Source organism: Streptomyces sp. ITFR-16, from assembly GCF_031844705.1.
GTDB lineage: Bacteria > Actinomycetota > Actinomycetes > Streptomycetales > Streptomycetaceae > Streptomyces.
The window spans coordinates 3,009,187-3,030,244 of the sequence record NZ_CP134609.1 but is presented as its reverse complement, the minus strand read 5'-3'; the positions used below and the strand labels follow the sequence as shown (position 1 = coordinate 3,030,244).

20 protein-coding genes are annotated in these 21,058 nt (G+C 72.3%); 10 read left to right on the top strand and 10 right to left on the bottom strand.

Annotated elements, in window-relative coordinates:
- Positions 1 to 55: 55 nt before the first annotated feature.
- The 3 genes from RLT58_RS13320 to RLT58_RS13310 form a co-directional block, all read right to left on the bottom strand.
- The gene (locus tag RLT58_RS13320) at positions 56 to 1,699 is read right to left on the bottom strand and encodes a phospho-sugar mutase (protein ID WP_311310617.1); all 1,644 of its coding nucleotides are present in this window, start codon (positions 1,697 to 1,699) and stop codon (positions 56 to 58) included.
- 72 nt (positions 1,700 to 1,771) lie between these two features.
- On the bottom strand, positions 1,772 to 2,596 hold the full coding sequence (locus tag RLT58_RS13315; protein WP_311310616.1) for a purine-nucleoside phosphorylase: 825 nt from the start codon (positions 2,594 to 2,596) through the stop codon (positions 1,772 to 1,774).
- 135 nt (positions 2,597 to 2,731) lie between these two features.
- Positions 2,732 to 3,169, bottom strand: a complete 438-nt coding sequence (locus RLT58_RS13310; RefSeq protein ID WP_024490113.1) for a gamma-glutamylcyclotransferase family protein — start codon at positions 3,167 to 3,169, stop codon at positions 2,732 to 2,734.
- Between the two features lie 250 nt (positions 3,170 to 3,419).
- Here RLT58_RS13310 and RLT58_RS13305 point away from each other — a divergent pair, with 250 nt between their 5' ends.
- On the top strand, positions 3,420 to 4,859 hold the full coding sequence (locus RLT58_RS13305) for an NAD(P)H-quinone dehydrogenase (protein WP_311310615.1): 1,440 nt from the start codon (positions 3,420 to 3,422) through the stop codon (positions 4,857 to 4,859).
- A gap of 198 nt (positions 4,860 to 5,057) precedes the next feature.
- Positions 5,058 to 6,011 (top strand): DeoR/GlpR family DNA-binding transcription regulator, encoded by a 954-nt coding sequence (locus RLT58_RS13300; protein ID WP_311310614.1) that lies wholly within the window; start codon positions 5,058 to 5,060, stop codon positions 6,009 to 6,011.
- Positions 6,012 to 6,395: 384 nt separating this feature from the next.
- On the opposite strand, the gene RLT58_RS13295 is transcribed toward RLT58_RS13300, so the two are convergent.
- Together RLT58_RS13295 and RLT58_RS13290 are read right to left on the bottom strand one after the other, a co-directional pair.
- On the bottom strand, positions 6,396 to 6,977 hold the full coding sequence (locus RLT58_RS13295; RefSeq protein WP_311310613.1) for a TetR/AcrR family transcriptional regulator: 582 nt from the start codon (positions 6,975 to 6,977) through the stop codon (positions 6,396 to 6,398).
- A 123-nt stretch (positions 6,978 to 7,100) separates the two neighbouring features.
- Positions 7,101 to 8,855: an acetyl/propionyl/methylcrotonyl-CoA carboxylase subunit alpha gene (locus RLT58_RS13290; RefSeq protein WP_311310612.1), complete on the bottom strand. Its 1,755-nt coding sequence runs from the start codon at positions 8,853 to 8,855 to the stop codon at positions 7,101 to 7,103.
- Between the two features lie 422 nt (positions 8,856 to 9,277).
- Between RLT58_RS13290 and RLT58_RS13285 the strand changes: the two genes are divergently transcribed.
- A complete protein-coding gene (locus tag RLT58_RS13285; RefSeq protein ID WP_311310611.1) occupies positions 9,278 to 9,730 on the top strand; it encodes a hypothetical protein in 453 nt (150 codons plus the stop codon).
- A 40-nt stretch (positions 9,731 to 9,770) separates the two neighbouring features.
- On the opposite strand, the gene RLT58_RS13280 is transcribed toward RLT58_RS13285, so the two are convergent.
- The 4 genes from RLT58_RS13280 to RLT58_RS13265 form a co-directional block, all read right to left on the bottom strand.
- Positions 9,771 to 10,388 carry a nucleoside triphosphate pyrophosphatase gene (locus RLT58_RS13280; RefSeq protein WP_311310610.1) on the bottom strand — a complete coding sequence of 206 codons (618 nt, stop codon included), beginning with the start codon at positions 10,386 to 10,388 and terminating at the stop codon, positions 9,771 to 9,773.
- A 31-nt stretch (positions 10,389 to 10,419) separates the two neighbouring features.
- Complete coding sequence (gene mmpB / locus RLT58_RS13275) at positions 10,420 to 10,548, bottom strand: morphogenic membrane protein MmpB (protein ID WP_018519111.1); 129 nt, start codon at positions 10,546 to 10,548, stop codon at positions 10,420 to 10,422.
- A gap of 74 nt (positions 10,549 to 10,622) precedes the next feature.
- Entirely contained in the window at positions 10,623 to 10,829 is a 207-nt protein-coding gene (locus RLT58_RS13270; RefSeq protein WP_311310609.1) for an acyl-CoA carboxylase epsilon subunit, read from the bottom strand.
- 14 nt (positions 10,830 to 10,843) lie between these two features.
- Positions 10,844 to 12,436: an acyl-CoA carboxylase subunit beta gene (locus tag RLT58_RS13265; RefSeq protein WP_311310608.1), complete on the bottom strand. Its 1,593-nt coding sequence runs from the start codon at positions 12,434 to 12,436 to the stop codon at positions 10,844 to 10,846.
- Between the two features lie 133 nt (positions 12,437 to 12,569).
- On the opposite strand from RLT58_RS13265, the gene RLT58_RS13260 reads away from it, so the two are divergent.
- From RLT58_RS13260 to hutH, 5 genes are all read left to right on the top strand, one after another.
- Positions 12,570 to 13,472, top strand: coding sequence for a biotin--[acetyl-CoA-carboxylase] ligase (locus RLT58_RS13260; RefSeq protein WP_311310607.1), 903 nt, complete (start codon positions 12,570 to 12,572; stop codon positions 13,470 to 13,472).
- Between the two features lie 132 nt (positions 13,473 to 13,604).
- Positions 13,605 to 14,789 carry an adenylate/guanylate cyclase domain-containing protein gene (locus tag RLT58_RS13255; protein WP_311310606.1) on the top strand — a complete coding sequence of 395 codons (1,185 nt, stop codon included), beginning with the start codon at positions 13,605 to 13,607 and terminating at the stop codon, positions 14,787 to 14,789.
- 97 nt (positions 14,790 to 14,886) lie between these two features.
- A complete protein-coding gene (locus RLT58_RS13250; protein WP_311310605.1) occupies positions 14,887 to 15,699 on the top strand; it encodes an enoyl-CoA hydratase/isomerase family protein in 813 nt (270 codons plus the stop codon).
- Between the two features lie 133 nt (positions 15,700 to 15,832).
- A complete protein-coding gene (locus RLT58_RS13245; RefSeq protein WP_399131880.1) occupies positions 15,833 to 16,975 on the top strand; it encodes a GGDEF domain-containing protein in 1,143 nt (380 codons plus the stop codon).
- Between the two features lie 71 nt (positions 16,976 to 17,046).
- Positions 17,047 to 18,633 carry a histidine ammonia-lyase gene (gene hutH / locus RLT58_RS13240; protein WP_311310603.1) on the top strand — a complete coding sequence of 529 codons (1,587 nt, stop codon included), beginning with the start codon at positions 17,047 to 17,049 and terminating at the stop codon, positions 18,631 to 18,633.
- Positions 18,634 to 18,661: 28 nt separating this feature from the next.
- On the opposite strand, the gene RLT58_RS13235 is transcribed toward hutH, so the two are convergent.
- On the bottom strand, positions 18,662 to 18,952 hold the full coding sequence (locus RLT58_RS13235; protein ID WP_311310602.1) for a hypothetical protein: 291 nt from the start codon (positions 18,950 to 18,952) through the stop codon (positions 18,662 to 18,664).
- A 109-nt stretch (positions 18,953 to 19,061) separates the two neighbouring features.
- Between RLT58_RS13235 and RLT58_RS13230 the strand changes: the two genes are divergently transcribed.
- Together RLT58_RS13230 and RLT58_RS13225 are read left to right on the top strand one after the other, a co-directional pair.
- Positions 19,062 to 19,499 carry a hypothetical protein gene (locus RLT58_RS13230; RefSeq protein WP_311310601.1) on the top strand — a complete coding sequence of 146 codons (438 nt, stop codon included), beginning with the start codon at positions 19,062 to 19,064 and terminating at the stop codon, positions 19,497 to 19,499.
- 285 nt (positions 19,500 to 19,784) lie between these two features.
- Positions 19,785 to 21,050: a L,D-transpeptidase gene (locus tag RLT58_RS13225; RefSeq protein WP_311310600.1), complete on the top strand. Its 1,266-nt coding sequence runs from the start codon at positions 19,785 to 19,787 to the stop codon at positions 21,048 to 21,050.
- The last annotated feature ends 8 nt before the right edge of the window (positions 21,051 to 21,058 follow it).

The following is a 21,058-nucleotide window of genomic DNA, read 5'->3' as shown; positions in this document are numbered from 1 at the left end:
GGACGGACGGGCCTCCTGCCGCCCGCCCGCCCCGTTCACCGGTGTCCGGCGGCCGTCAGATGCCTGCCGCGGCCGCGAGGTCGCGCTTGATGCCGGCCAGGAGCTCCGCGCCCCTCGCACGCGCCGCGGGCAGCCCGTCCGCCGAGGCGACCGGCACCACGACCTCCAGATAGCACTTGAGCTTCGGCTCGGTGCCGCTCGGGCGGACGATCACCCGGGCGCCGTCCAGCCGGTAGCGCAGTCCGTCGGTGGGCGGCAGCAGCGCGCTGCCGCGCGACAGGTCCTCGGCCGAGGTGACGGCCAGCCCGGCCAGCTCGGCCGGGGGCCGCTCACGCAGGCGGCGCATGGCGTCCGCGATGACGGACAGATCCTCGACCCGCACCGACAGCTGGTCGGTGGCGTGCAGGCCGTGGGCCAGGGCGAGGTCGTCCAGCAGGTCCAGGAGGGTGCGGCCCTGCTCCTTGAGCACGGAGGCGAGCTCGGCGACCAGCAGGGCCGCCGTGATGCCGTCCTTGTCGCGGACGCCGTCCGGGTCCACGCAGTAGCCGAGCGCCTCCTCGTAGCCGTAGCGCAGTCCCTCGACACGGGCGATCCACTTGAAGCCGGTCAGCGTCTCCTCGTGGCCGAGGCCCGCCTTCTCGGCGATCCGGCCCAGGAGCGAGGACGAGACGATCGACTCGGCGAACACGCCGGTGGCGCCCCGGCGCACGAGGTGGGCGGCGAGCAGCGCGCCGACCTCGTCCCCGCGCAGCATCCGCCAGCCGCCGTCGGCCGCCGGGTCCGGGACGGCGACGGCACAGCGGTCGGCGTCCGGGTCGTTGGCGATGACGATGTCGGGGTCCGTACGGCGCGCGGTGGCGAACGCGAGATCCATCGCGCCGGGCTCCTCCGGATTGGGGAAGGCCACGGTGGGGAACGCGGGGTCCGGCTCGGCCTGCTCGGCGACCAGGACCGGGGCGGGGAAGCCCGCCCGCTCGAAGGCGGCGGTCAGCACGGACGTGCCGACGCCGTGCATCGCCGTGTACGCGACGCGGGCGGTACGCGGCGAGTCCGCGTCCAGCACGGCGTCCGTACGCGCCAGATAGGCGTCCAGCACCTCGTCGCCGAGGGTCTCCCAGCCGTCCTCGGGACGGGGCACGCTCTCCAGCGGGCCGACCGCGTCGATGGCGGCGGCGATCTCGCCGTCCGCCGGCGGCACGATCTGCGAGCCGTCGCCGAGGTAGACCTTGTAGCCGTTGTCGCGCGGCGGGTTGTGGCTGGCGGTGACCTCGACGCCGGCGACGGCTCCCAGATGCCGTATGGCGTAGGCGAGTACGGGCGTGGGGAGCGGGCGGGGGAGTACCGCCGCCCGGAGGCCGGCGCCGGTCATCACGGCCGCCGTGTCCCGGGCGAAGTCGGTGGACTTGTAGCGGGCGTCGTACCCGATGACGACGAGGCCGCCCGCCCGGCCCTGGTCCTTGAGGTACGCGGCGAGCCCGGCGGCGGCGCGGATGACGACGGCGCGGTTCATGCGCATCGGTCCCGCGCCGATCTCGCCGCGGAGTCCGGCGGTGCCGAACTGGAGCGTGCCGGCGAAGCGGGCGGCGAGCTCGTCGAGGTCCTCGGACTCGATGAGCTTGGCCAGCTCTTCACGGGTCTCGGGGTCCGGATCCTCCGCGAGCCAGGTCCTGGCCCGGCCGATGAGCTCCTGCGTCGTCACGGTGTCCGCCTTTCCGGGGGTGTGGTGGTGGTACGGGGCAGGCCCCGGGGCGGAGCCCCGGGGGAGGGGCCGTCAGATGCGTTCCAGGACGCGGGCCAGCAGCGCGCCCATCCGCGTCGCCGAGTCCCGCCCCGCCTGCAACACCTCTTCGTGGTTCAGCGGCTCCCCGCTCAGCCCCGCCGCCAGGTTCGTCACCAGGGACAGGCCCAGCACCTCGGCGCCCGCCTCGCGCGCCGCGATCGCCTCCAGCACGGTGGACATGCCGACCAGGTCGCCGCCCATCACACGGACCATGTTGATCTCGGCCGGCGTCTCGTAGTGCGGGCCGGGGAACTGCACGTACACCCCCTCTTCGAGGGTCTCGTCGATCTCCTTGCACAGTGCGCGCAGCCGCGGCGAGTACAGGTCGGTGAGGTCGACGAAGTTGGCGCCGATGATCGGCGACGCCGCCGTGAGGTTGATGTGGTCGCTGATCAGGACCGGCTGACCGGGGCGCATGCCCTCGCGCAGACCGCCGCAGCCGTTCGTCAGGATGACGGTCTTGCAGCCCGCGGCGGCGGCGGTACGCACCCCGTGCGCCACGGCGGCCACGCCGCGGCCCTCGTAGAAGTGCGTACGGCCCAGGAAGACCAGGGCGCGCTTCTCGCCGATGCGGTACGAGCGGATCGTGCCGCCGTGGCCCTCGACGGCGGGGGCGGGGAAGCCCGGCAGGTCGGTCACCGGGAACTCGGCCTCCGGAGTGCCGAGCGCATCGCCGGCGGGCGCCCAGCCGGAGCCCATCACGAGGGCGACGTCGTGGGTCTCGGCACCGGTCAGCTCGCGCAGGCGGGCGGCGGCGTCGGCGGCGGCGGCGTGCGGGTCGCCCTGGATGTGGTCCGGAATAACTGATGCGTTCACGCGGATGAGCGTAACCGCTGATTCCCTACGCGCGTAGATGCTCCCGTACAGAGTCTCCGTGCGTCCGTTCGTGTGTTCCCACAACGGCCGCCGGGCGCGGGCGCGAAACGGCAGATCAGCGCCGTTCCCGGACGCTCAGCAGGGGCGCTTGCGGAGTTCCATCACATAGTCGTGCGGCGCGCCCGCGGAGTCGGCCGCGTCCGCGATCTCGCCGAGGTAGCGGGCGGAGGGCAGCCCGCCCTCGTACCCGTTCAGCACATACATCCAGGCCGGCTCCTCGCCGTCCAGGGTGTGCACCCGGACCCGCATGCGCCGGTAGATGTCCAGGCCGACGCCCTCCCAGCGGTCCATGGAGTCCTCGTCCATGGGGGCCAGGTCGTACAGGGCCACGAAGACCTGGGAGCGCGGCGCCTCGACCACGGTGGCCAGCGCGCCCTCCCAGCCCATCTGCTCCCCGCCGAAGGTCAGCCGCCAGCCGTTCAGCCAGCCCGTGCCGCGCAGCGGGGAGTGCGGTGCGCGGCGCGTCATCAGCCTCGCGTCGAGGTTGCCGGCGTACGCGGCGTAGAGCGACATGGGGTCGAGGGTACGGGAGGTGGCCCCGGGAGCGGCGATTCCTGTGAGGAAGGCCCCGTGAAGGGGGCGCGTTCGAGGCCCGCCGGCCGCGCCTCGGGCGCCCCGGCGCACGTATGGAGGGCCCCGGCGGGAAGCAGCTTGGCGCGTGCGGGACAATGAAGTACGTACTGCATTCCCCCGGGGCGTCCCCCCGGACCCCCGGCCGGGGCAGCAGACGGCCGCGGGACGAGAAACGCGAGGCGGACTTTTCGTGACCCGGATCGTGATCATCGGCGGCGGACCCGGCGGGTACGAGGCGGCATTGGTGGGCGCCCAGCTCGGCGCGGAGGTGACCGTCGTCGACTGTGACGGCCTCGGCGGCGCGTCCGTGCTCACCGACTGCGTGCCCTCGAAGACCCTGATCGCGACGGCAGAGGTGATGACCACCTTCGACTCCTCGTACGAGGAGCTCGGCATCATCGTCGCGGACGACACCCCGCACATAGAGCAGGCGGCGCGGGTGGTCGGCGTCGACCTCGGCAAGGTCAACCGGCGGGTGAAGCGCCTGGCGCTCGCCCAGTCCCACGACATCACCGCCTCCGTCACCCGTGCGGGCGCACGCGTGATGCGCGGACGCGGCCGGCTGGAGGGCCTCCAGGCCGCCGACGGCTCGCGCCAGGTCGTCGTCACGGCGGCCGACGGTACGGAGGAGACGCTCACCGCTGACGCCGTACTGATCGCGACCGGCGGCCACCCCCGGGAGATCCCGGACGCGCTGCCCGACGGCAAGCGCATCCTGAACTGGACCCAGGTCTACGACCTCGACGAGCTCCCCGAGGAGCTCATCGTGGTCGGCTCGGGTGTGACGGGCGCGGAGTTCGCCGGCGCCTACCAGGCGCTCGGCTCGCGCGTCACCCTCGTCTCCTCGCGCGACCGGGTGCTGCCGGGCGAGGACCCGGACGCGGCCGCCGTGCTGGAGGACGTCTTCCGGCGGCGCGGCATGAACGTGATGGCCCGCTCCCGCGCCCAGTCCGCCAAGCGGGTCGGCGACCGGGTCGAGGTGACGCTGGCCGACGGCCGCGTCATCACCGGCTCGCACTGCCTGATGGCGGTCGGCGCGATCCCCAACAGCGCCGGGATGGGCCTGGAGGAGGCCGGTGTCCGCCTCAAGGACTCCGGCCACATCTGGACCGACAAGGTCTCCCGCACCAGCGCGCCGGGCGTCTACGCGGCCGGTGACGTCACCGGGATCTTCGCGCTCGCCTCCGTCGCCGCGATGCAGGGCCGGATCGCGATGTACCACTTCCTCGGCGACGCGGTGGCCCCGCTGGACCTCAAGACGGTCTCATCGAACGTCTTCACCGACCCGGAGATCGCCACGGTCGGCTACAGCCAGGCCGACGTGGACGGCGGCAAGATCGACGCCCGGGTCGTCAAGCTGCCGCTGCTGCGCAACCCGCGCGCCAAGATGCAGGGCATCCGGGACGGCTTCGTCAAGATCTTCTGCCGGCCCGGCACCGGCATCGTGGTCGGCGGCTGTGTCGTCGCGCCCCGGGCGAGCGAGCTGATCCACCCCATCTCGATCGCGGTCGACAACAATCTGACGGTCGAGCAGATCGCAAACGCCTTCACTGTGTATCCGTCCCTGTCGGGTTCGATCGCGGAAGTGGCCCGTCAGTTGCACACCCGTAAGCGCGCGGGCGAGGCCTAGGCCCCCTCCAGGGCGGGGTTCCAACCCGGCATTCCCCGGCAACTCCCGGCAACTCCGGCGGTCCCGCGACCGCCGTTCGATCAGGACGGGACAACAACGGGGCCGCCTATACCACTTGGCGGCCCCTTGTATGTACAACTTCTGCTATTCGGCGCAAACTGCTGAAAACTCTCGGGCGGTCACGTTACTGTCAGTTTCGTGTTCGCTGCAGAACGTCGTCAGTTGATCCTCGAAATGGTGCGTGCCAACGGGGCGGTATCGCTCCGTGAGCTCGCCCGCGTCGTCCAGACCTCCGAAGTGACCGTACGGCGGGACGTGCGGGCACTGGAGGCAGAAGGACTCCTCGACCGCCGGCACGGCGGTGCGGTTTTGCCGGGCGGTTTTACGCGGGAGTCCGGCTTTCCGCAGAAATCCCATCTCGCCACCGCGGAGAAAACGGCCATCGCCGATCTGGCCGCAGGGCTCGTCGAAGAGGGCGAGGCCATTGTGGTCGGCGCCGGTACGACCACGCAGGAGCTGGCCCGCCGGCTCGCGCGGGTCCCCGGTCTGACCGTGGTCACCAACTCGCTGCTGGTCGCCCAGGCGTTGGCCCATGCCAACCGGGTGGAAGTGGTGATGACCGGGGGCACCCTGCGCGGTTCCAACTACGCCCTGGTGGGCAGTGGAGCCGAGCAGTCCCTCCAGGGGCTGCGGGTCTCGCGTGCCTTCCTGTCCGGGAGCGGTCTCACCGCCGAGCGCGGGCTCTCCACGTCCAACATGCTCTCCGCGAGCGTGGACCGGGCGCTGGTGCAGGCCGCGGCGGAGGTGGTGGTCCTCGCGGACCACACCAAGCTGGGCTCCGACACCATGTTCCAGACGGTGCCGACCGATCTCATCACGCGCCTCGTCACGGACGAACCTGCCGCGCACGACGACCGTGCGGCGGCGGAGCTGCAGGCTCTGGCGGACCAGGGTGTGCAGATCGCGGTGGCGGGTGCGGGGGGCGGGACTGCTGCCCCGGCCTCGTCCACCGAACCGGGGTCGGGCCGCTCGGGGCGCCGCGAGATGCCCTTGCCGGGGCAGCGGCGTACGCATGGGCAGGTGCGGGGGTCGGCGGTCCTGGCCGAGCCGGGCCCGGACCGAGCGAGAGTCGCAGACCTCCGCCGCCGCTGACCCTGCGGGGCGCGCCACCCCGGCTTGGCCGCAGCCGGTCCGGTTCGGGGGCAAGCCCCGAACCCGGCTTCGCCGCAGTCAATCCTGGCTCGGGGGCAAACCCGGCCTCGCCGCAGTCAATCCAGGCTCGGGGGCACACCCAGCCCCGCCGGCGTTTGAGGCGCGGGGTCCGGGGCGGAGCCCCGGGCGCTGCCCCCGAACCCCCGCTCCTCAATCGCCGGAGGGGCTGGGTGTGCGCCTCTCGTCCCTCAAACGCCTGAGGGGCTGGGTGTCGCCTCTCGCTCCTCAAACGCCGGAGGAGCTGGGTATGAGCGGGCGTTCTCGCGGGAGGAGCTGGATGTGGGCGTCGCTTCTCGGGGGCGAGGCGGATGTGGCCGTCGGCCGTTACGGGCGCAGGCCGCGCAGGGTCAGGGTCAGGAGGCGGTTTGCCAGGGCCGGGTCCTTGGGGGACTGTTCCGCGGCCAGGGCGATCGCGTTCGTCAGCTGCATCAGGTCGTCGATCGACACATCCCCCCGCACCGACCCGCTCGCCTGCGCCCGCGCCAACAACACCGAACCCGCCTCGCGCAACGGCACATTGCACGGTGCCAGTGCCGAATTCTCGTCCCGGCAGGTCGACATGAGCGCCTGGGCGAGCCCCCGGTACTCACCCGCATGAGTGACGATCGCGCCGAGCCACTCCATCAGCCCGGCGCACGGCCGCTCTGCGGCGGCCAGTTCGCGGGAGCGGGTGATCAGGGAGGCCACCGCCTCCTGGAAGACGGCGCTCATCAGCGCGTGCCGGGTCGGGAAGTGGCGGTACAGCGTGCCGATGCCCACCCCCGCACGCCGTGCGACGTCCTCCAGGGACGCGTCCGTGCCGTGCTCCGCGAAGGCGCCGCGCGCCTCGGTCAGCAGCCGGTCGTAGTTGCGGCGCGCGTCGGCTCGCATGGGCCGGGCCGGTGTCCGTGCCGTGCTCGTCGCCATGACGCTGTCCTCCCTGTTCTCCCCGGGAGTCCCAGGATGCCACCGCGCCACCGGAGCGACGGCGCCCCGGTCACGTCCGAGGACATGACCGGGGCGCCGGCGGTACGTACAGCGGGTGCGGGATCAGTCCTTGATCTCGCAGATGGCCGCGCCGGAGGAGACCGAGCTGCCGACCTCGGCGGCCAGGCCCTTGATCGTGCCCGCCCGGTGGGCGTTCAGCGGCTGTTCCATCTTCATGGCCTCCAGGACGACGATCAGGTCGCCCTCCTTGACCTCCTGGCCCTCCTCCACGGCGATCTTCACGATCGTGCCCTGCATCGGGGAGGCGAGCGTGTCGCCGGAGGCGGCCGAGCCGGACTTCTTCGCCGCGCGGCGCTTCGGCTTGGCACCGGCCGCGAGGCCCGTACGGGCCAGGCTCATGCCCAGCGAGGAGGGCAGCGAGACCTCCAGGCGCTTGCCGCCGACCTCGACGACGACCGTCTCGCGACCGGCCTCCTCGTCCGCGTCCGCCTCGGCGGGAGCGGCGAACGGCTTGATCTCGTTGACGAACTCCGTCTCGATCCAGCGGGTGTGGACGCGGAACGGGTCGGCCGTGAACGCCGGGTCCGTCACGACCGCGCGGTGGAACGGGATGGCGGTGGCCATGCCCTCGACGTGGAACTCGGCCAGGGCGCGGGCCGCGCGCTGGAGCGCCTGCTCACGCGTCGCACCGGTCACGATGAGCTTCGCCAGCAGCGAGTCCCAGGCGGGGCCGATGACCGAGCCGGACTCGACGCCCGCGTCGAGCCGGACGCCGGGGCCGGTGGGCGGGTCGAAGCGGGTGACGGTGCCCGGGGCCGGCAGGAAGCCGCGGCCCGGGTCCTCGCCGTTGATCCGGAACTCGATCGAGTGACCGCGCCCGGCGGGGTCGTCGTACCCCAGCTCCTCGCCGTCGGCGATGCGGAACATCTCGCGGACCAGGTCGATGCCGGAGACCTCCTCGGTCACCGGGTGCTCCACCTGGAGGCGGGTGTTGACCTCCAGGAAGGAGATCGTGCCGTCCAGGCCCACCAGGAACTCGACCGTGCCGGCGCCGACGTAGCCGGCCTCCTTCAGGATCGCCTTGGAGGCCGCGTACAGCTCCGCGTTCTGCGCCTCGGACAGGAAGGGGGCCGGGGCCTCCTCCACGAGCTTCTGGTGGCGGCGCTGGAGCGAGCAGTCACGGGTGGAGACGACGACCACGTTGCCGTGGGTGTCGGCCAGGCACTGGGTCTCCACGTGCCGGGGCTTGTCGAGGTAGCGCTCCACGAAGCACTCCCCGCGCCCGAACGCGGCCACGGCCTCGCGGACGGCGGAGTCGTACAGCTCCGGGATCTCCTCCAGCGTGCGCGCGACCTTCAGACCGCGGCCGCCACCACCGAAGGCGGCCTTGATCGCGATCGGCAGCCCGTGCTCCTCGGCGAAGGCGACGACCTCGGCGGAACCCTCGACCGGGTCCGGCGTACCGGCCACGAGCGGGGCGCCGGCGCGCTGGGCGATGTGGCGGGCGGCGACCTTGTCACCGAGGTCCCGGATCGCCTGCGGCGGCGGGCCGATCCAGGTGAGACCGGCGTCCAGTACGGCCTGGGCGAACTCGGCGTTCTCCGAGAGGAAGCCGTAACCCGGGTGGATCGCGTCCGCCCCGGAGTCCTTGGCAGCCTGGAGCACCTTGGCCATGTCCAGATAGCTGGCGGCCGGGGTGTCACCGCCCAGGGCGAATGCCTCGTCGGCCGCACGCACATGCAGAGCGTCGCGGTCGGGGTCGGCGTAGACGGCCACGCTCCCGATTCCCGCGTCCCGGCAGGCCCGAGCAACACGGACAGCAATTTCGCCACGGTTGGCGATGAGCACCTTGCGCACGATGGCTCCCTCCTTGAAACAAGCTGAGTTTAGGGACAACCGACACGGTCCTACGACCCGTCCCCAATGGTGAGCTTGCCCACACGGAGTGTGATTCGAGGCTTGCTCGAGTCGCGAAATCCCTTGTGCCACCACGGTACGCCGGGTTCTACGACCGCACAGTAGCCACGAGGTGTGGTCCAGGTCTCTGTCGGTACGGGCAGCGACTCCCGGTAATTCTTTGTGGAGTTTCCACTAACGCGCGGGCAATTCTTTGCCCGACGCACCTGGGGGTGAACAAGGGGGTGCCGTAGGGGTGTGCGAGCCGGTGCCGCGCACGGTAAACCGTGTCGCACCCCTTGTCGTGAGCATTACCCATGAGTAGGGTCCGCCCTATCGCACGTACTGCAGGTAACGGGGCCGGGTGACAAGGGGTGGGCGTCATGGTGCGCATGACGGTGGCTTGCACGGCCGCGCTCGTGCTGTTCGCGGAAGCCGTGGGCATCGTGATCATCAACGTGGTCCTGGGCACGGTGGTCAAGAACCAGGACATGTCCCTCGCGGGCACGGACCCCAAGATGATGGCCAACGGCACCCTGGTGCTGGGCGCGGTCTCCGGGCTGTTCCTGGTGCTGTGCGGGGTGCTGCTCCTGCTGGCCGGCATCCGCGACCGGGGCCCCGGCCGTGTCGCCCGGATCGTGCTCATCTGCTGCGCCGTCGTGCACGGCGTCCTGGGCGCCCTGACGGTGGGTCTGGTCGGCTGGACCGCGTTCGTGGCCATGATGGTGGTGCTGGGCCTGATCGTGCTGAGCCTGGTGGCGTACGGCCCCGCCGACGAGAAGCCCGCCGCCGGTGCGGCCGAGCCGGAGCAGCCGGCCGCCCCGGCCCCGGCCTGACGGACTTCCCCCGGACCCGGAGGCCCCGGGCCCCTGAGCCTCAGACCCAGAGGTCGGTGACCGGGATCCCCAGCTCGCCCAGCAGCCGTCGCAGCAGCGGCAGCGAGAGGCCGATGACATTGCCCGGGTCGCCGTCGACGGAGTCCACGAACGGCGCGGAGCGCCCGTCGAGGGTGAAGGCGCCCGCCACGTGCAGCGGCTCGCCGGTCGCCACGTAGGCGGCGATCTCGGCGTCCGACGGCTCACCGAAGCGGACCGTGGTGGAGGCGGTCGCCGACACGGTGCGGCCGCTCGTGGTGTCGGTCAGGCTGTGCCCCGTCCGCAGCACCCCGGCCCGCCCGCGCATGGACTTCCAGCGGGCGGTGGCCTCCTCGGCGTCGGCCGGCTTGCCGAGCGCCTCGCCGTCCAGCTCCAGCACCGAGTCGCAGCCGATGACCAGGGCCCCGGCGGCCGCCGGCAGCGCGGCCACCACCGCGGCCTTGGCCTCGGCGAGGACCAGGGCGAGTTCGGCCGGTGTGGGGGCGCTCAGCGCGTCCTCGTCGACCCCGCTGACGATCACCTCGGGCGCGAAGCCCGCCTGCCGCAGCAGGCCGAGCCGGGCGGGCGAGGCGGAGGCGAGCACGAGGCGGCGGGGTGCGGGATCAGTCATGGGCGCCATCGTACAAAGGCGGCCGGGCGCGCGGTCCGCGTCACCGGGTGCCCAGGACGAGCATCGCGACCACCATGGCCAGCGCGAGGACCAGCCCCGCGCGACGCATCATGTCCTGGGCGTCGCGCAGTTCCTTCGGCGGCTTGTTCTCGGGATCGGACCACAGCATGCGTCCGATCCTGCTGGGCGGACGCCGGCGGCGCCTGAGTACGCGTACTCAACCGCCGCCCCACGCGTCCCTGGCTAACCGGGCCAGTACGTGCGCGCCCAGGCGCGCGGTCCCGGCAGATGGCGGCCGCGCCGGGCCAGCCGGCTCGGGTGGGACCACTGGGCGGGCAGCTCCGGCGCGCCCGAGGACACGGCGGACACCGCGGCGGCGCGCGCCTGGACCACCGCCAGCGCGGCGGCCAGCTCCTCCGGGGTCGGGTTGCCCCGTACGACCTTGATCATGGCCAGGACCCTTTCTAGAGGGGGATGTTGCCGTGCTTCTTCGGGGGCAGCGACTCACGCTTGGTGCGCAGCTGCCGCAGTCCCTTGACCACGTGGGCGCGGGTCTCGGACGGCATGATCACCGCGTCCACGTAGCCGCGCTCGGCCGCCACGTACGGGTTGAGCAGCGCGTCCTCGTAGTCCGCCATCAGCTCCGCGCGGGTCGCCTCCCTCTCGTCGGCGTCCTCGACGGCGGCGATCGTGCGGCGGTGCAGGATGTTCACCGCGCCCTGTGCGCCCATGACGGCGATCTGCGCGGTCGGCCAGGCGACGTTGATGTCGGCGCCCAGGTGCTTGGAGCCCATGACGTCGTAGGCCCCGCCGAACGCCTTGCGGGTGATCACCGTGATGAGCGGGACGGTCGCCTCCGCGTACGCGTAGATCAGCTTGGCGCCGCGCCGGATGATGCCGCCGTACTCCTGGTCGACACCCGGCAGGAAGCCCGGCACGTCCACGAACGTCAGCACGGGCACGTTGAAGGCGTCACACGTGCGGACGAACCGTGCGGCCTTCTCGCTCGCGTTGATGTCCAGACAGCCGGCGAACTGCATCGGCTGGTTGGCGACGATCCCGACCGGGTAGCCCTCGACGCGGCCGAAGCCGGTGATGATGTTCGGCGCGAACAGGGCCTGGGTCTCCAGGAACTCGCCGTCGTCCAGCACGTGCTCGATCGCGGTGTGCATGTCGTACGGCTGGTTCGCGGAGTCCGGGATGAGGGTGTCCAGCTCGCGGTCCTGGTCGGTGACCGCGAGGTCGGCCTCCTCCGGGAAGGCCGGGGCCTCCGAGAGATTGTTCGAAGGCAGGTACGACAGCAGCGACTTGACGTACTCGATGGCGTCCTTCTCGTCGCCCGCCATGTGGTGCGCGACACCGGAGGTGGTGTTGTGCGTACGGGCGCCGCCCAGCTCCTCGAAGCCGACGTCCTCGCCGGTGACCGTCTTGATGACGTCGGGCCCGGTGATGAACATGTGCGAGGTCTGGTCGACCATCACCGTGAAGTCGGTGATCGCGGGGGAGTAGACCGCGCCGCCCGCGCACGGGCCGACGATCAGCGAGATCTGCGGGACCACACCCGAGGCGTGCACATTGCGCCGGAAGATCTCCGCGAACAGCCCGAGGGCGGCCACGCCTTCCTGGATGCGGGCGCCACCGCCGTCGTTGATGCCGATGACCGGACAGCCGGTCTTCAGCGCGAAGTCCATCACCTTGACGATTTTCTCACCGTAGACCTCGCCGAGCGAGCCGCCGAAGATGGTGAAGTCCTGCGAGTACACGCAGACGGGGCGGCCGTCGACCGTGCCGTAGCCGGTGACGACACCGTCCCCGTAGGGGCGGTTCTTCTCGATCCCGAAGTTCGTCGAGCGGTGCCGGGCGAATTCGTCGAGTTCCACGAAGGAACCCTCGTCGAGCAGGAGATCCACGCGCTCGCGTGCGGTCAGCTTGCCCTTCGCGTGCTGCTTCTCCACCGCGCGCGCGGACCCGGCATGGGTCGCCTCTTCGATACGGCGCTGCAGGTCCGCGAGCTTGCCCGCGGTGGTGTGGACGTCGATCTCTACCGGCTCGGACATCGGGTGGCGGCTCCCTGCCTGGTCACGGGGACGACTGTGCTGCTGATCAGCGGATGAACAGCTACTGACCCGTAGCGTATCGGCGCGGATACCGTTCGGCAGTGCGTCCTTTGACACACCTAGGGTGGCTTGCATGACACCTTCGGATGCGCCACACAGCCGCTGGTCGGACCTGGACCGGCCGCCCCTGAACGTCGCCGCGCTGCGCCGCGGTCTGCTGCGGCCCGGCGGGCTGTGGACCGCGCTCGACGTGGTGGGCTCCACCGGCTCCACCAACTCCGACCTCGCCGCGCGCGCGGGCTCCCTCACCGAGGGCACGGTCCTGGTCGCCGAGGAGCAGACGGCCGGCCGGGGACGCCTGGACCGGACGTGGACCGCCCCGGCGCGCTCCGGCCTGTTCTTCTCCGTCTACCTGGCCCCCGGCACCGTCCCGGTGCAGCGCTGGGGCTGGCTGCCGCTCCTGGCGGGCGTCGCGGCGGCGACCGGCCTGGCGAAGACCGCGGGTGTCGACATGGCACTGAAATGGCCCAACGACCTGCTGGTCACCATCCCCGAGGACTCCGGCAGGCTCCGTCCGGGGGAGACCCCGCCGGGCGAGGAGCGCAAGACGGGCGGCATCCTCGCCGAGCGGGCCGGCGAGGGCGTCGTCATCGGCATCGGCCTCAACGTCTCGCTGCGCGCCGACGAGCTTCCCGCACCCACCGCCGCCTCCCTGGCCCTGGCCGGCGCGGTCTCCACGGACCGCGAGACACTGCTCAGGGGCGTACTGCGGTCCCTGGAGCAGTGGTACGGGCAGTGGCGCGCGGCGGACGGCGACGCGGCGGCCAGTGGCCTCCAGGAGGCGTACGCGGCGGGCTGCGCGACCCTGGGCCGGACGGTACGGGCCCAGCTGCCCGGCGACCGCACCCTCACCGGTGAGGCGGTGGCCGTCGACGGCGACGGCCGGCTGATCCTGTCCGCGGGCGGCGGCCTCCAGGAGCCGGTGTCGGCGGGCGACATCGTCCACCTGCGGGGCGCGGAGGGCGGGCTGACCTGAGGTGCGGGGCGACGGTCGGCGCGGCCCGGTCACGGCCTGACGACGTGAGGTAGGGCACACCTGCCGTATCGTTGAGGCGATCCACCGACAGATCGGCAGGGCAGTGCGCAGGGAACGGGCAGGAGGCGGCTGGTGACCGTCGACGACACGACCTCCGGCGCGGGCACACAGCCCCCGTCGGACTCCTCGGTCCACGCGACACCGCATCACGAAGTCGACCACACGGCGGAACCGACCGACGATCCCCTCGCGATCCGGCTGGAACAGCTGATCCTGGGGGCCGACCGGCGGTACACCCCGTTCCAGGCGGCCAGGACCGCGGGCGTCTCCATGGACCTGGCGTCCCGCTTCTGGCGGGCCATGGGCTTCGCCGACATCGGCCAGGCCAAGGCGCTGACCGAGGCGGACGTGCTGGCGCTGCGGCGGCTGTCGGGTCTGGTCGAGGCCGGGCTGCTCAGCGAGCCGATGGCGATCCAGGTGGCCCGGTCGACCGGGCAGACCACCGCCCGGCTGGCGGAGTGGCAGATCGACTCGTTCCTGGAGGGCCTGACCGAGCCGCCCGAGCCCGGCATGACCCGTACCGAGGTCACCTACCCCCTGGTCGAGCTGCTGCTGCCGGAGCTGGAGGAATTCCTCGTCTACGTGTGGCGGCGCCAGCTCGCCGCCGCCACCGGCCGGGTCGTGCAGGCGGCCGACGACGAGGAGATGGTCGACCGGCGGCTCGCCGTCGGCTTCGCCGACCTCGTCGGGTTCACCCGGCTGACCCGCCGCCTGGAGGAGGAGGAGCTCGGCGAGCTCGTCGAGTCCTTCGAGACCACCTGCGCCGACCTGGTCGCCGCGCACGGCGGCCGGCTCATCAAGACCCTCGGCGACGAGGTCCTCTTCGCCGCCGACGACGCGGGCACCGCGTCCGAGATCGCGCTGCGGCTGATCGAGGCGATGACCCAGGACGAGACGATGCCCGCGCTGCGCGTCGGCATCGCGTTCGGCACGGTCACGACCCGGATGGGCGATGTCTTCGGCACCACGGTGAACCTCGCGAGCCGGCTGACCTCGATAGCGCCGAAGGACGCCGTCCTGGTGGACGGGGCGTTCGCCGAGGAGCTGACCCGGACCGGCGACGCGCCGGTCTCCGAGGCGCGGGCCGCCGAGGAGGCCGCGGCCGCCGTCGAGCGGGCCGCGAAGGAGGGCGCGGACGGCGAGGAGCCCCGGCCCGTGCCCAAGTACCGCTACGGCCTCCAGCCGATGTGGCAGCGCCCGGTCCGCGGTCTCGGGGTCGTCGAGCCCTGGCTGCTGGCCCGCCGCGGCGCCTCCTGACGCTCCCTCGCCCGGCCGCCCTCCGGGCGACGGCGCCGGTCGGACGGCACGCCCTAGGATCCCTCCGGTAACGCTCGTTAACCGGAGGGGTGCAGTCATGACCGTCACGTCCGAGCAGCGGTTCGGGGAGTTCGTCGTCGTACGGGGCCACGAGGGCCTGGAGCATGTCGCCGAGCTGGTCCTCGACCGGCCGGGGGCCATGAACGCGGTCTCCACCGACATGGCGCGCTCGATCGCCGCCGCCTGTGCCGCGCTCGCCGCCGACCCCGACGTCCGGGCCACCGTCCTCAGCTCCAGCCACGAGCGGGCCTTCTGCGTGGGTGCGGACCTCAAGGAGCGCAACTCCTTCACCGACGCCGAACTGGTGCGCCAGCGGCCCACCGCGCGGGCCGCCTACACCGGCGTGCTGGAGCTGCCGATGCCGACCGTCGCCGCCGTGCACGGCTTCGCGCTCGGCGGTGGCTTCGAGCTGGCCCTGTCCTGCGACCTGATCGTGGCCGACCCGACCGCGCTGGTGGGCCTGCCCGAGGTCTCCGTCGGGGTCATTCCGGGCGGCGGCGGCACCCAGCTGCTGCCGCGCCGGGTGGGGGCGGCGCGCGCCGCCGAGCTGATCTTCACCGCCCGCCGGGTGCAGGCCGCCGAGGCGCGGGAGCTGGGCCTGGTCGACGAACTGGTCGCGGAGGGCGAGGACCGGACCGAGGCGCTGGCACTGGCCGGCCGGATCGCCGCGAACTCGCCGGTGGGGCTGCGGGCCGCCAAGCGGGCGCTGCGGCTCGGGCACGGGCTGGACCTGCGGGCCGGCCTGGAGGTCGAGGACTCCGCGTGGCGGTCGGTGGCCTTCTCCGGGGACCGGGCGGAGGGCGTGGCCGCGTTCAACGAGAAGCGGAAGGCGGACTGGCCCGGGGAGTGACCCCGTGTAACACCGGAGGTCCCATTGGTGACGCTCCGGAGTTTTCCGGTGACGCATACCTCGCCTATCAACCTAAACTGGGGCAATGGGTGATGATGCACGGCTGCGGGCCGTGGTTTCGCTTGCGCAGACGATGGCGGCGGCGCACACCCCCCGGGGGTGCTGGCGGGCGGCCGCCCTGGGGGCGTGCGAGGCGCTGGGCGGCAGCTTCGCCGCGCTCTCGGTCTGGGAGCGCGGGCGCGGCAGGCTGCGGGTGCTGGTCAACGCCGGCGAGCGGGCCGAGGGGGAGGAGGAGTTCCCCGACGAGGAGGTCTACCCGGTCCATCAGTTCCCGGAGATCACCGAGTTCCTCCATGAGCGGTGGGCCGGCGGCGGCGAGCCGGACGCCTGGGTGGAGACCGCCGACGGCCCGGTGGAGCCGGAGTCCGGCGGCGAGGGGCGGGGGTCAGGGGCGGCGGGTGCGCACGGTTACGGGCACGGCTACTGCCATGAGCGGGTGGCGGCCCTGCGGCGGCGCGGGCGGGGCTGCTGCGTGGTCGCGCCGATCGTGCTGCACGGGCGTGCCTGGGGCGAGCTCTATGTGGCGCGGCGGGTGGGGGAGCCGGTGTTCGGGCGCCGGGACGCGGACTTCGCCACCGTGCTGGCCGCCGTGGTGGCCGCCGGGATCTCCCAGACCGAACGGCTGGAGGAGGTGCGCAAGCTCGCCTTCACCGATCCGCTGACCGGCCTCGCCAACCGGCGGGCGGTCGACATGCGGCTGGACGAGGCGGTGGAGCGGCACCGGGCGGACGGTGCCGTGGTCAGCCTGGTCGTCTGCGATCTCAACGGGCTCAAGTGGGTCAACGACACCCATGGCCACGCGGTCGGCGACCGCCTGCTGGAACGTTTCGGCTCGGTGCTCTCCCGGTGCGGGGCCATGCTGCCCGGGGCACTGGCGGCCCGGCTCGGCGGCGACGAGTTCTGCCTGCTGGCGGCGGGGCCGAGTGCGGACGAGGCGGTCGCGGTGGCCACGGAGCTCTGCGAGCGGGCGGCCGAGCTGGAGTTCGGCAACGGGGTGGCCTGCGGGATCGCCTCCACCGGCGACCCGATCGGGCCGGTGGTCTCCGCGCGGCGGCTGTTCCGGCTCGCGGACGCGGCCCAGTACCGGGCGAAGGCCGCCCGCTCCTCGCGGCCCGTGGTGGCGGGGCGCGACGGCGAGGTCATCCGGCTGGCCGACTCCCCGCCGAAGTCCGCCCACGACCGCCGCAGGCTGCGCGGGAACCGCCCCGAGGCGTGACCGGGTCGGGTAAGGGGTCAACCCGATGACCACTAGTGACATGAAGGCTTTCAATCCGTACGCTTCTGAATATGGATATGCATACAGTCGTGGTGGGGACGTCCGGTACCACCGCTCAGGACGTCATCGCCGTGGCCCGCGGCAACGCCCGTGTCGAGCTCTCCGCCGCCGCGGTGAGCGCCCTGGCCGCCGCGCGCGAGATCGTGGACGCGCTCGCCGCCAAGCCCGAGCCGGTCTACGGCGTCTCGACCGGATTCGGGGCTCTGGCCAGCCGCCACATCAGCCCGGAGCTGCGCGCCCAGCTCCAGCGCAACATCGTCCGCTCGCACGCCGCAGGCATGGGCCCGCGCGTCGAGCGCGAGGTCGTCAGGGCGCTGATGTTCCTGCGGCTGAAGACCGTCGCCTCCGGCCACACGGGCGTGCGGCCCGAGGTCGCGCAGACCATGGCCGACGTGCTGAACGCCGGGATCACCCCGGTCGTCCACGAGTACGGCTCGCTCGGCTGCTCCGGCGACCTGGCCCCGCTCTCGCACTGCGCGCTGACCCTGATGGGCGAGGGCGACGCGGAGGGCCCCGACGGGACCGTCCGCCCGGCCGGCGAACTGCTCGCCGCGCACGGCATCACCCCGGTCGAGCTGCGCGAGAAGGAGGGCCTCGCCCTCCTCAACGGCACCGACGGCATGCTCGGCATGCTCGTGATGGCCATCGCCGACCTGCAGAACCTCTACACCTCGGCCGACATCACCGCGGCCCTCTCCCTGGAGGCCCTGCTCGGCACCGAGAAGGTCCTCGCCCCCGAGCTGCACGCCATCCGCCCGCACCCGGGCCAGGGCGCCAGCGCCGGCAACATGGCGCGGGTGCTGGCCGGTTCGGGCCTGACCGGCCATCACCAGGACGACGCCCCGCGCGTCCAGGACGCCTACTCGGTGCGCTGCGCGCCCCAGGTCAACGGCGCAGGCCGGGACACCCTCGCGCACGCCCGCCTCGTCGCCGAACGCGAACTCGCCGCCGCCGTGGACAACCCCGTGGTGCTGCGAGGGGACACCTCCCGCTCGGACGGAGTTGAGAGTGGGGGAGGGCGGGTCGAGTCCAACGGCAACTTCCACGGGGCGCCGGTCGCGTACGTCCTGGACTTCCTGGCGATCGTCGCCGCCGACCTCGGCTCGATCACCGAGCGGCGCACCGACCGGCTGCTGGACAAGAACCGTTCGCACGGGCTGCCGCCGTTCCTCGCCGACGACGCCGGGGTGGACTCCGGTCTGATGATCGCCCAGTACACCCAGGCCGCCCTGGTCAGCGAGATGAAGCGGCTCGCCGTCCCCGCGTCGGCGGACTCGATCCCCTCGTCCGCGATGCAGGAGGACCACGTCTCGATGGGCTGGTCGGCGGCGCGCAAGCTCCGTACCGCCGTCGACAACCTCGCCCGGATCGTCGCCGTCGAGCTGTACGCGGCGACCCGCGCGATCGAGCTGCGGGCCGCGCAGGGGCTGACCCCGGCGCCCGCCTCGCTGGCCGCCGTCGAGGCGCTGCGGGCGGCCGGTGTCGAGGGCCCGGGGCCCGACCGCTTCCTCTCGCCCGACCTGGCCGCCGCGGACGCCTTCGTGCGCGCCGGCGGGCTGGTCTCCGCCGTGGAGCCGGTCACGGGCCCGCTGGCCTGACCGCACCCGTCGTACGCGAGCGGACCGGTCATACGGCCGTCCGCGGACCTCCGCGACGGGCCGAGCAGGTGACGAAACCGGCCCCGATGCCCAGGAACGCCACCCCGCCGAGCAGATACGGCGTGGTGTCGATGCCCGTCCCCGTCTCGGCGAGCGCGGTGGCTCCCGGACCGGCGCCGGAGGCGGTGGCCGCGGCGGGGGCCGAGCCCTGGGCCGTGCCCGTCCCGCCCGTCGCGTTGGCCGACGGGACGAACCACAGGGCGCACAGCAGTGTCCCGGCGGCGGTGGCGGTCAGGAGCGGGCGGCGGGTGATGGCCACGGAATCGATCCCCCTTGTGACAGCCGTGAGTTAGGCCTGTGCGGCCGATGCTAGTGAAAGCAGCGGGTCGCGGGAAAGCCGCGGCGGCCGGGAGCTTACGCTCCGCCTCATGAGCACTTCCGAGTCATCACGTTTTGTTCGCCTCAGGGTTGAAATGGTGCTGGAGATCACGGACCCCGACGCCCTGAGCGGAACCGCCCTGGAGAGCCTCGCGGCCGAGTACGGGGAGCCCGGCGGGGAGTCCGCCGAGGAGCGCACGCATGCCGAGACCGCGGTACGGGAAGACGGTGCGGAGGCCCTCGCCTCGCTGATCGACCCGTTCGACCTGGTGGGCGAGGTGCCCGGGGTCGAGCTGACCCAGGCCTCCTGGAGCAGCGAGAGCATCGACTACGACCCCGAGGACCCGGACGGATGGGACCTCGACGACGGCGACGACGAGGCCGCCGAGGAGTACGACGACGAGGACGGCAGCGGAAGGGGCGCCTCCGGCGTCCCGCACAATGGGGAGGAGGACGACCAGGACGGCGGCACGGTGCGGCGGGTCTAGCGGGCGGGAACACCGGCCCCGGCCCCGTTCGCGGCGGACCGGGGCCGGTGTGTGTGACGACCGGCCGCCCGATGCGCGAACGTGCTGTTCAACCCGGTCGTGCGCCGGCGGACAGAGACATGACGAACGGCGGGAACCGCCGCCGTCACCACCGCGTCGATGAGTGTTGTTCCCCACATCCCCGACGGATGTGGAACGGGAGGCCCTTTCCGGGTGTTCTTGGAACATTGACGGGGTAGCGCCGGTCGACGGCCTTGCTCGGGGTTTTTGGGGATTTCGGCAACGATGGAGAAGCGTGTGATGACGGACAGCAAGCGGCGCAGGGGCCTCATGGCCGCGTCCGCACTGCTCGGCGGCGTGCTGGTGCTCACGGCCTGCAGCGACGACGGCGACAAGGGCGGTCCCAGCCCCGAGAGCTCGAAGTCCCAGGCAGCCGATGTGGACAAGGCGGCGGCCCAGGAGACCTCGGAGGCGCAGATAGCGATCGCGCCGAAGAACGGGGCGACCAACGCGAGCATCAACAACGCGGCCAAGGTCACCGTCACCAAGGGCAAGCTGACCGTCGTCACGATGACCACCGCGGCCGGGGAGAGCGTCAAGGGCACCCTCTCCGCCGACGGCACCAGCTGGAAGCCGGACGCCCAGCTGGAGCGCTCGACGACGTACAAGATCAGCGCGACGGCACAGGACTCCAAGGGCCGCGAGGCCCACGAGAACTCCTCCTTCACCACCGTCTCGCCCGCCAACAGCTTCATCGGGAACTTCACCCCCGAGGACGGCTCCACCGTCGGCGTCGGCATGCCCGTCTCGATCAACTTCAACAAGGCGATCACGGACAAGAAGGCCGTCCAGGACGGCATCACCGTGACCTCCAGCAGCGGCCAGCAGGTCGTCGGCCACTGGTTCAACGCACAGCGTCTCGACCTGCGCCCCGAGGACTACTGGCAGGGCGGCTCCACCGTCACGCTGAAGCTGGCCCTCGACGGCGTCGAGGGCGCCGACGGCGTCTACGGCGTGCAGCAGAAGACGGTCACCTTCAAGATCGGCCGCAACCAGGTCTCGACGGTGGACGCCAAGACGCACACCATGACCGTCACCCGGGACGGCAAGACGATCAAGACCATCCCGATCTCGGCCGGTTCGTCGGACAACCCGACGTACAACGGCCAGATGGTGATCTCCGAGAAGTTCAAGGAGACCCGGATGGACGGATCGACGGTCGGCTTCACGGACGACGACGGCAAGGGCGAGTACGACATCAAGGACGTGCCGCACGCCATGCGGCTGTCCACGTCGGGCACCTTCATCCACGGCAACTACTGGGGCGCCAAGTCGATCTTCGGCAGCGCCAACACCAGCCACGGCTGCGTCGGCCTCTCCGACACCAAGGGCGCCGGTGACCCCAACGCCCCGGCCGCGTGGTTCTACAACAACTCCATGATCGGCGACGTGGTCATCGTCAAGAACTCCCCGGACAAGACCATCCAGCCCGACAACGGCCTCAACGGCTGGAACCTCAGCTGGGCCCAGTGGACGGCCCCCGCGGCCTGATCCCACCG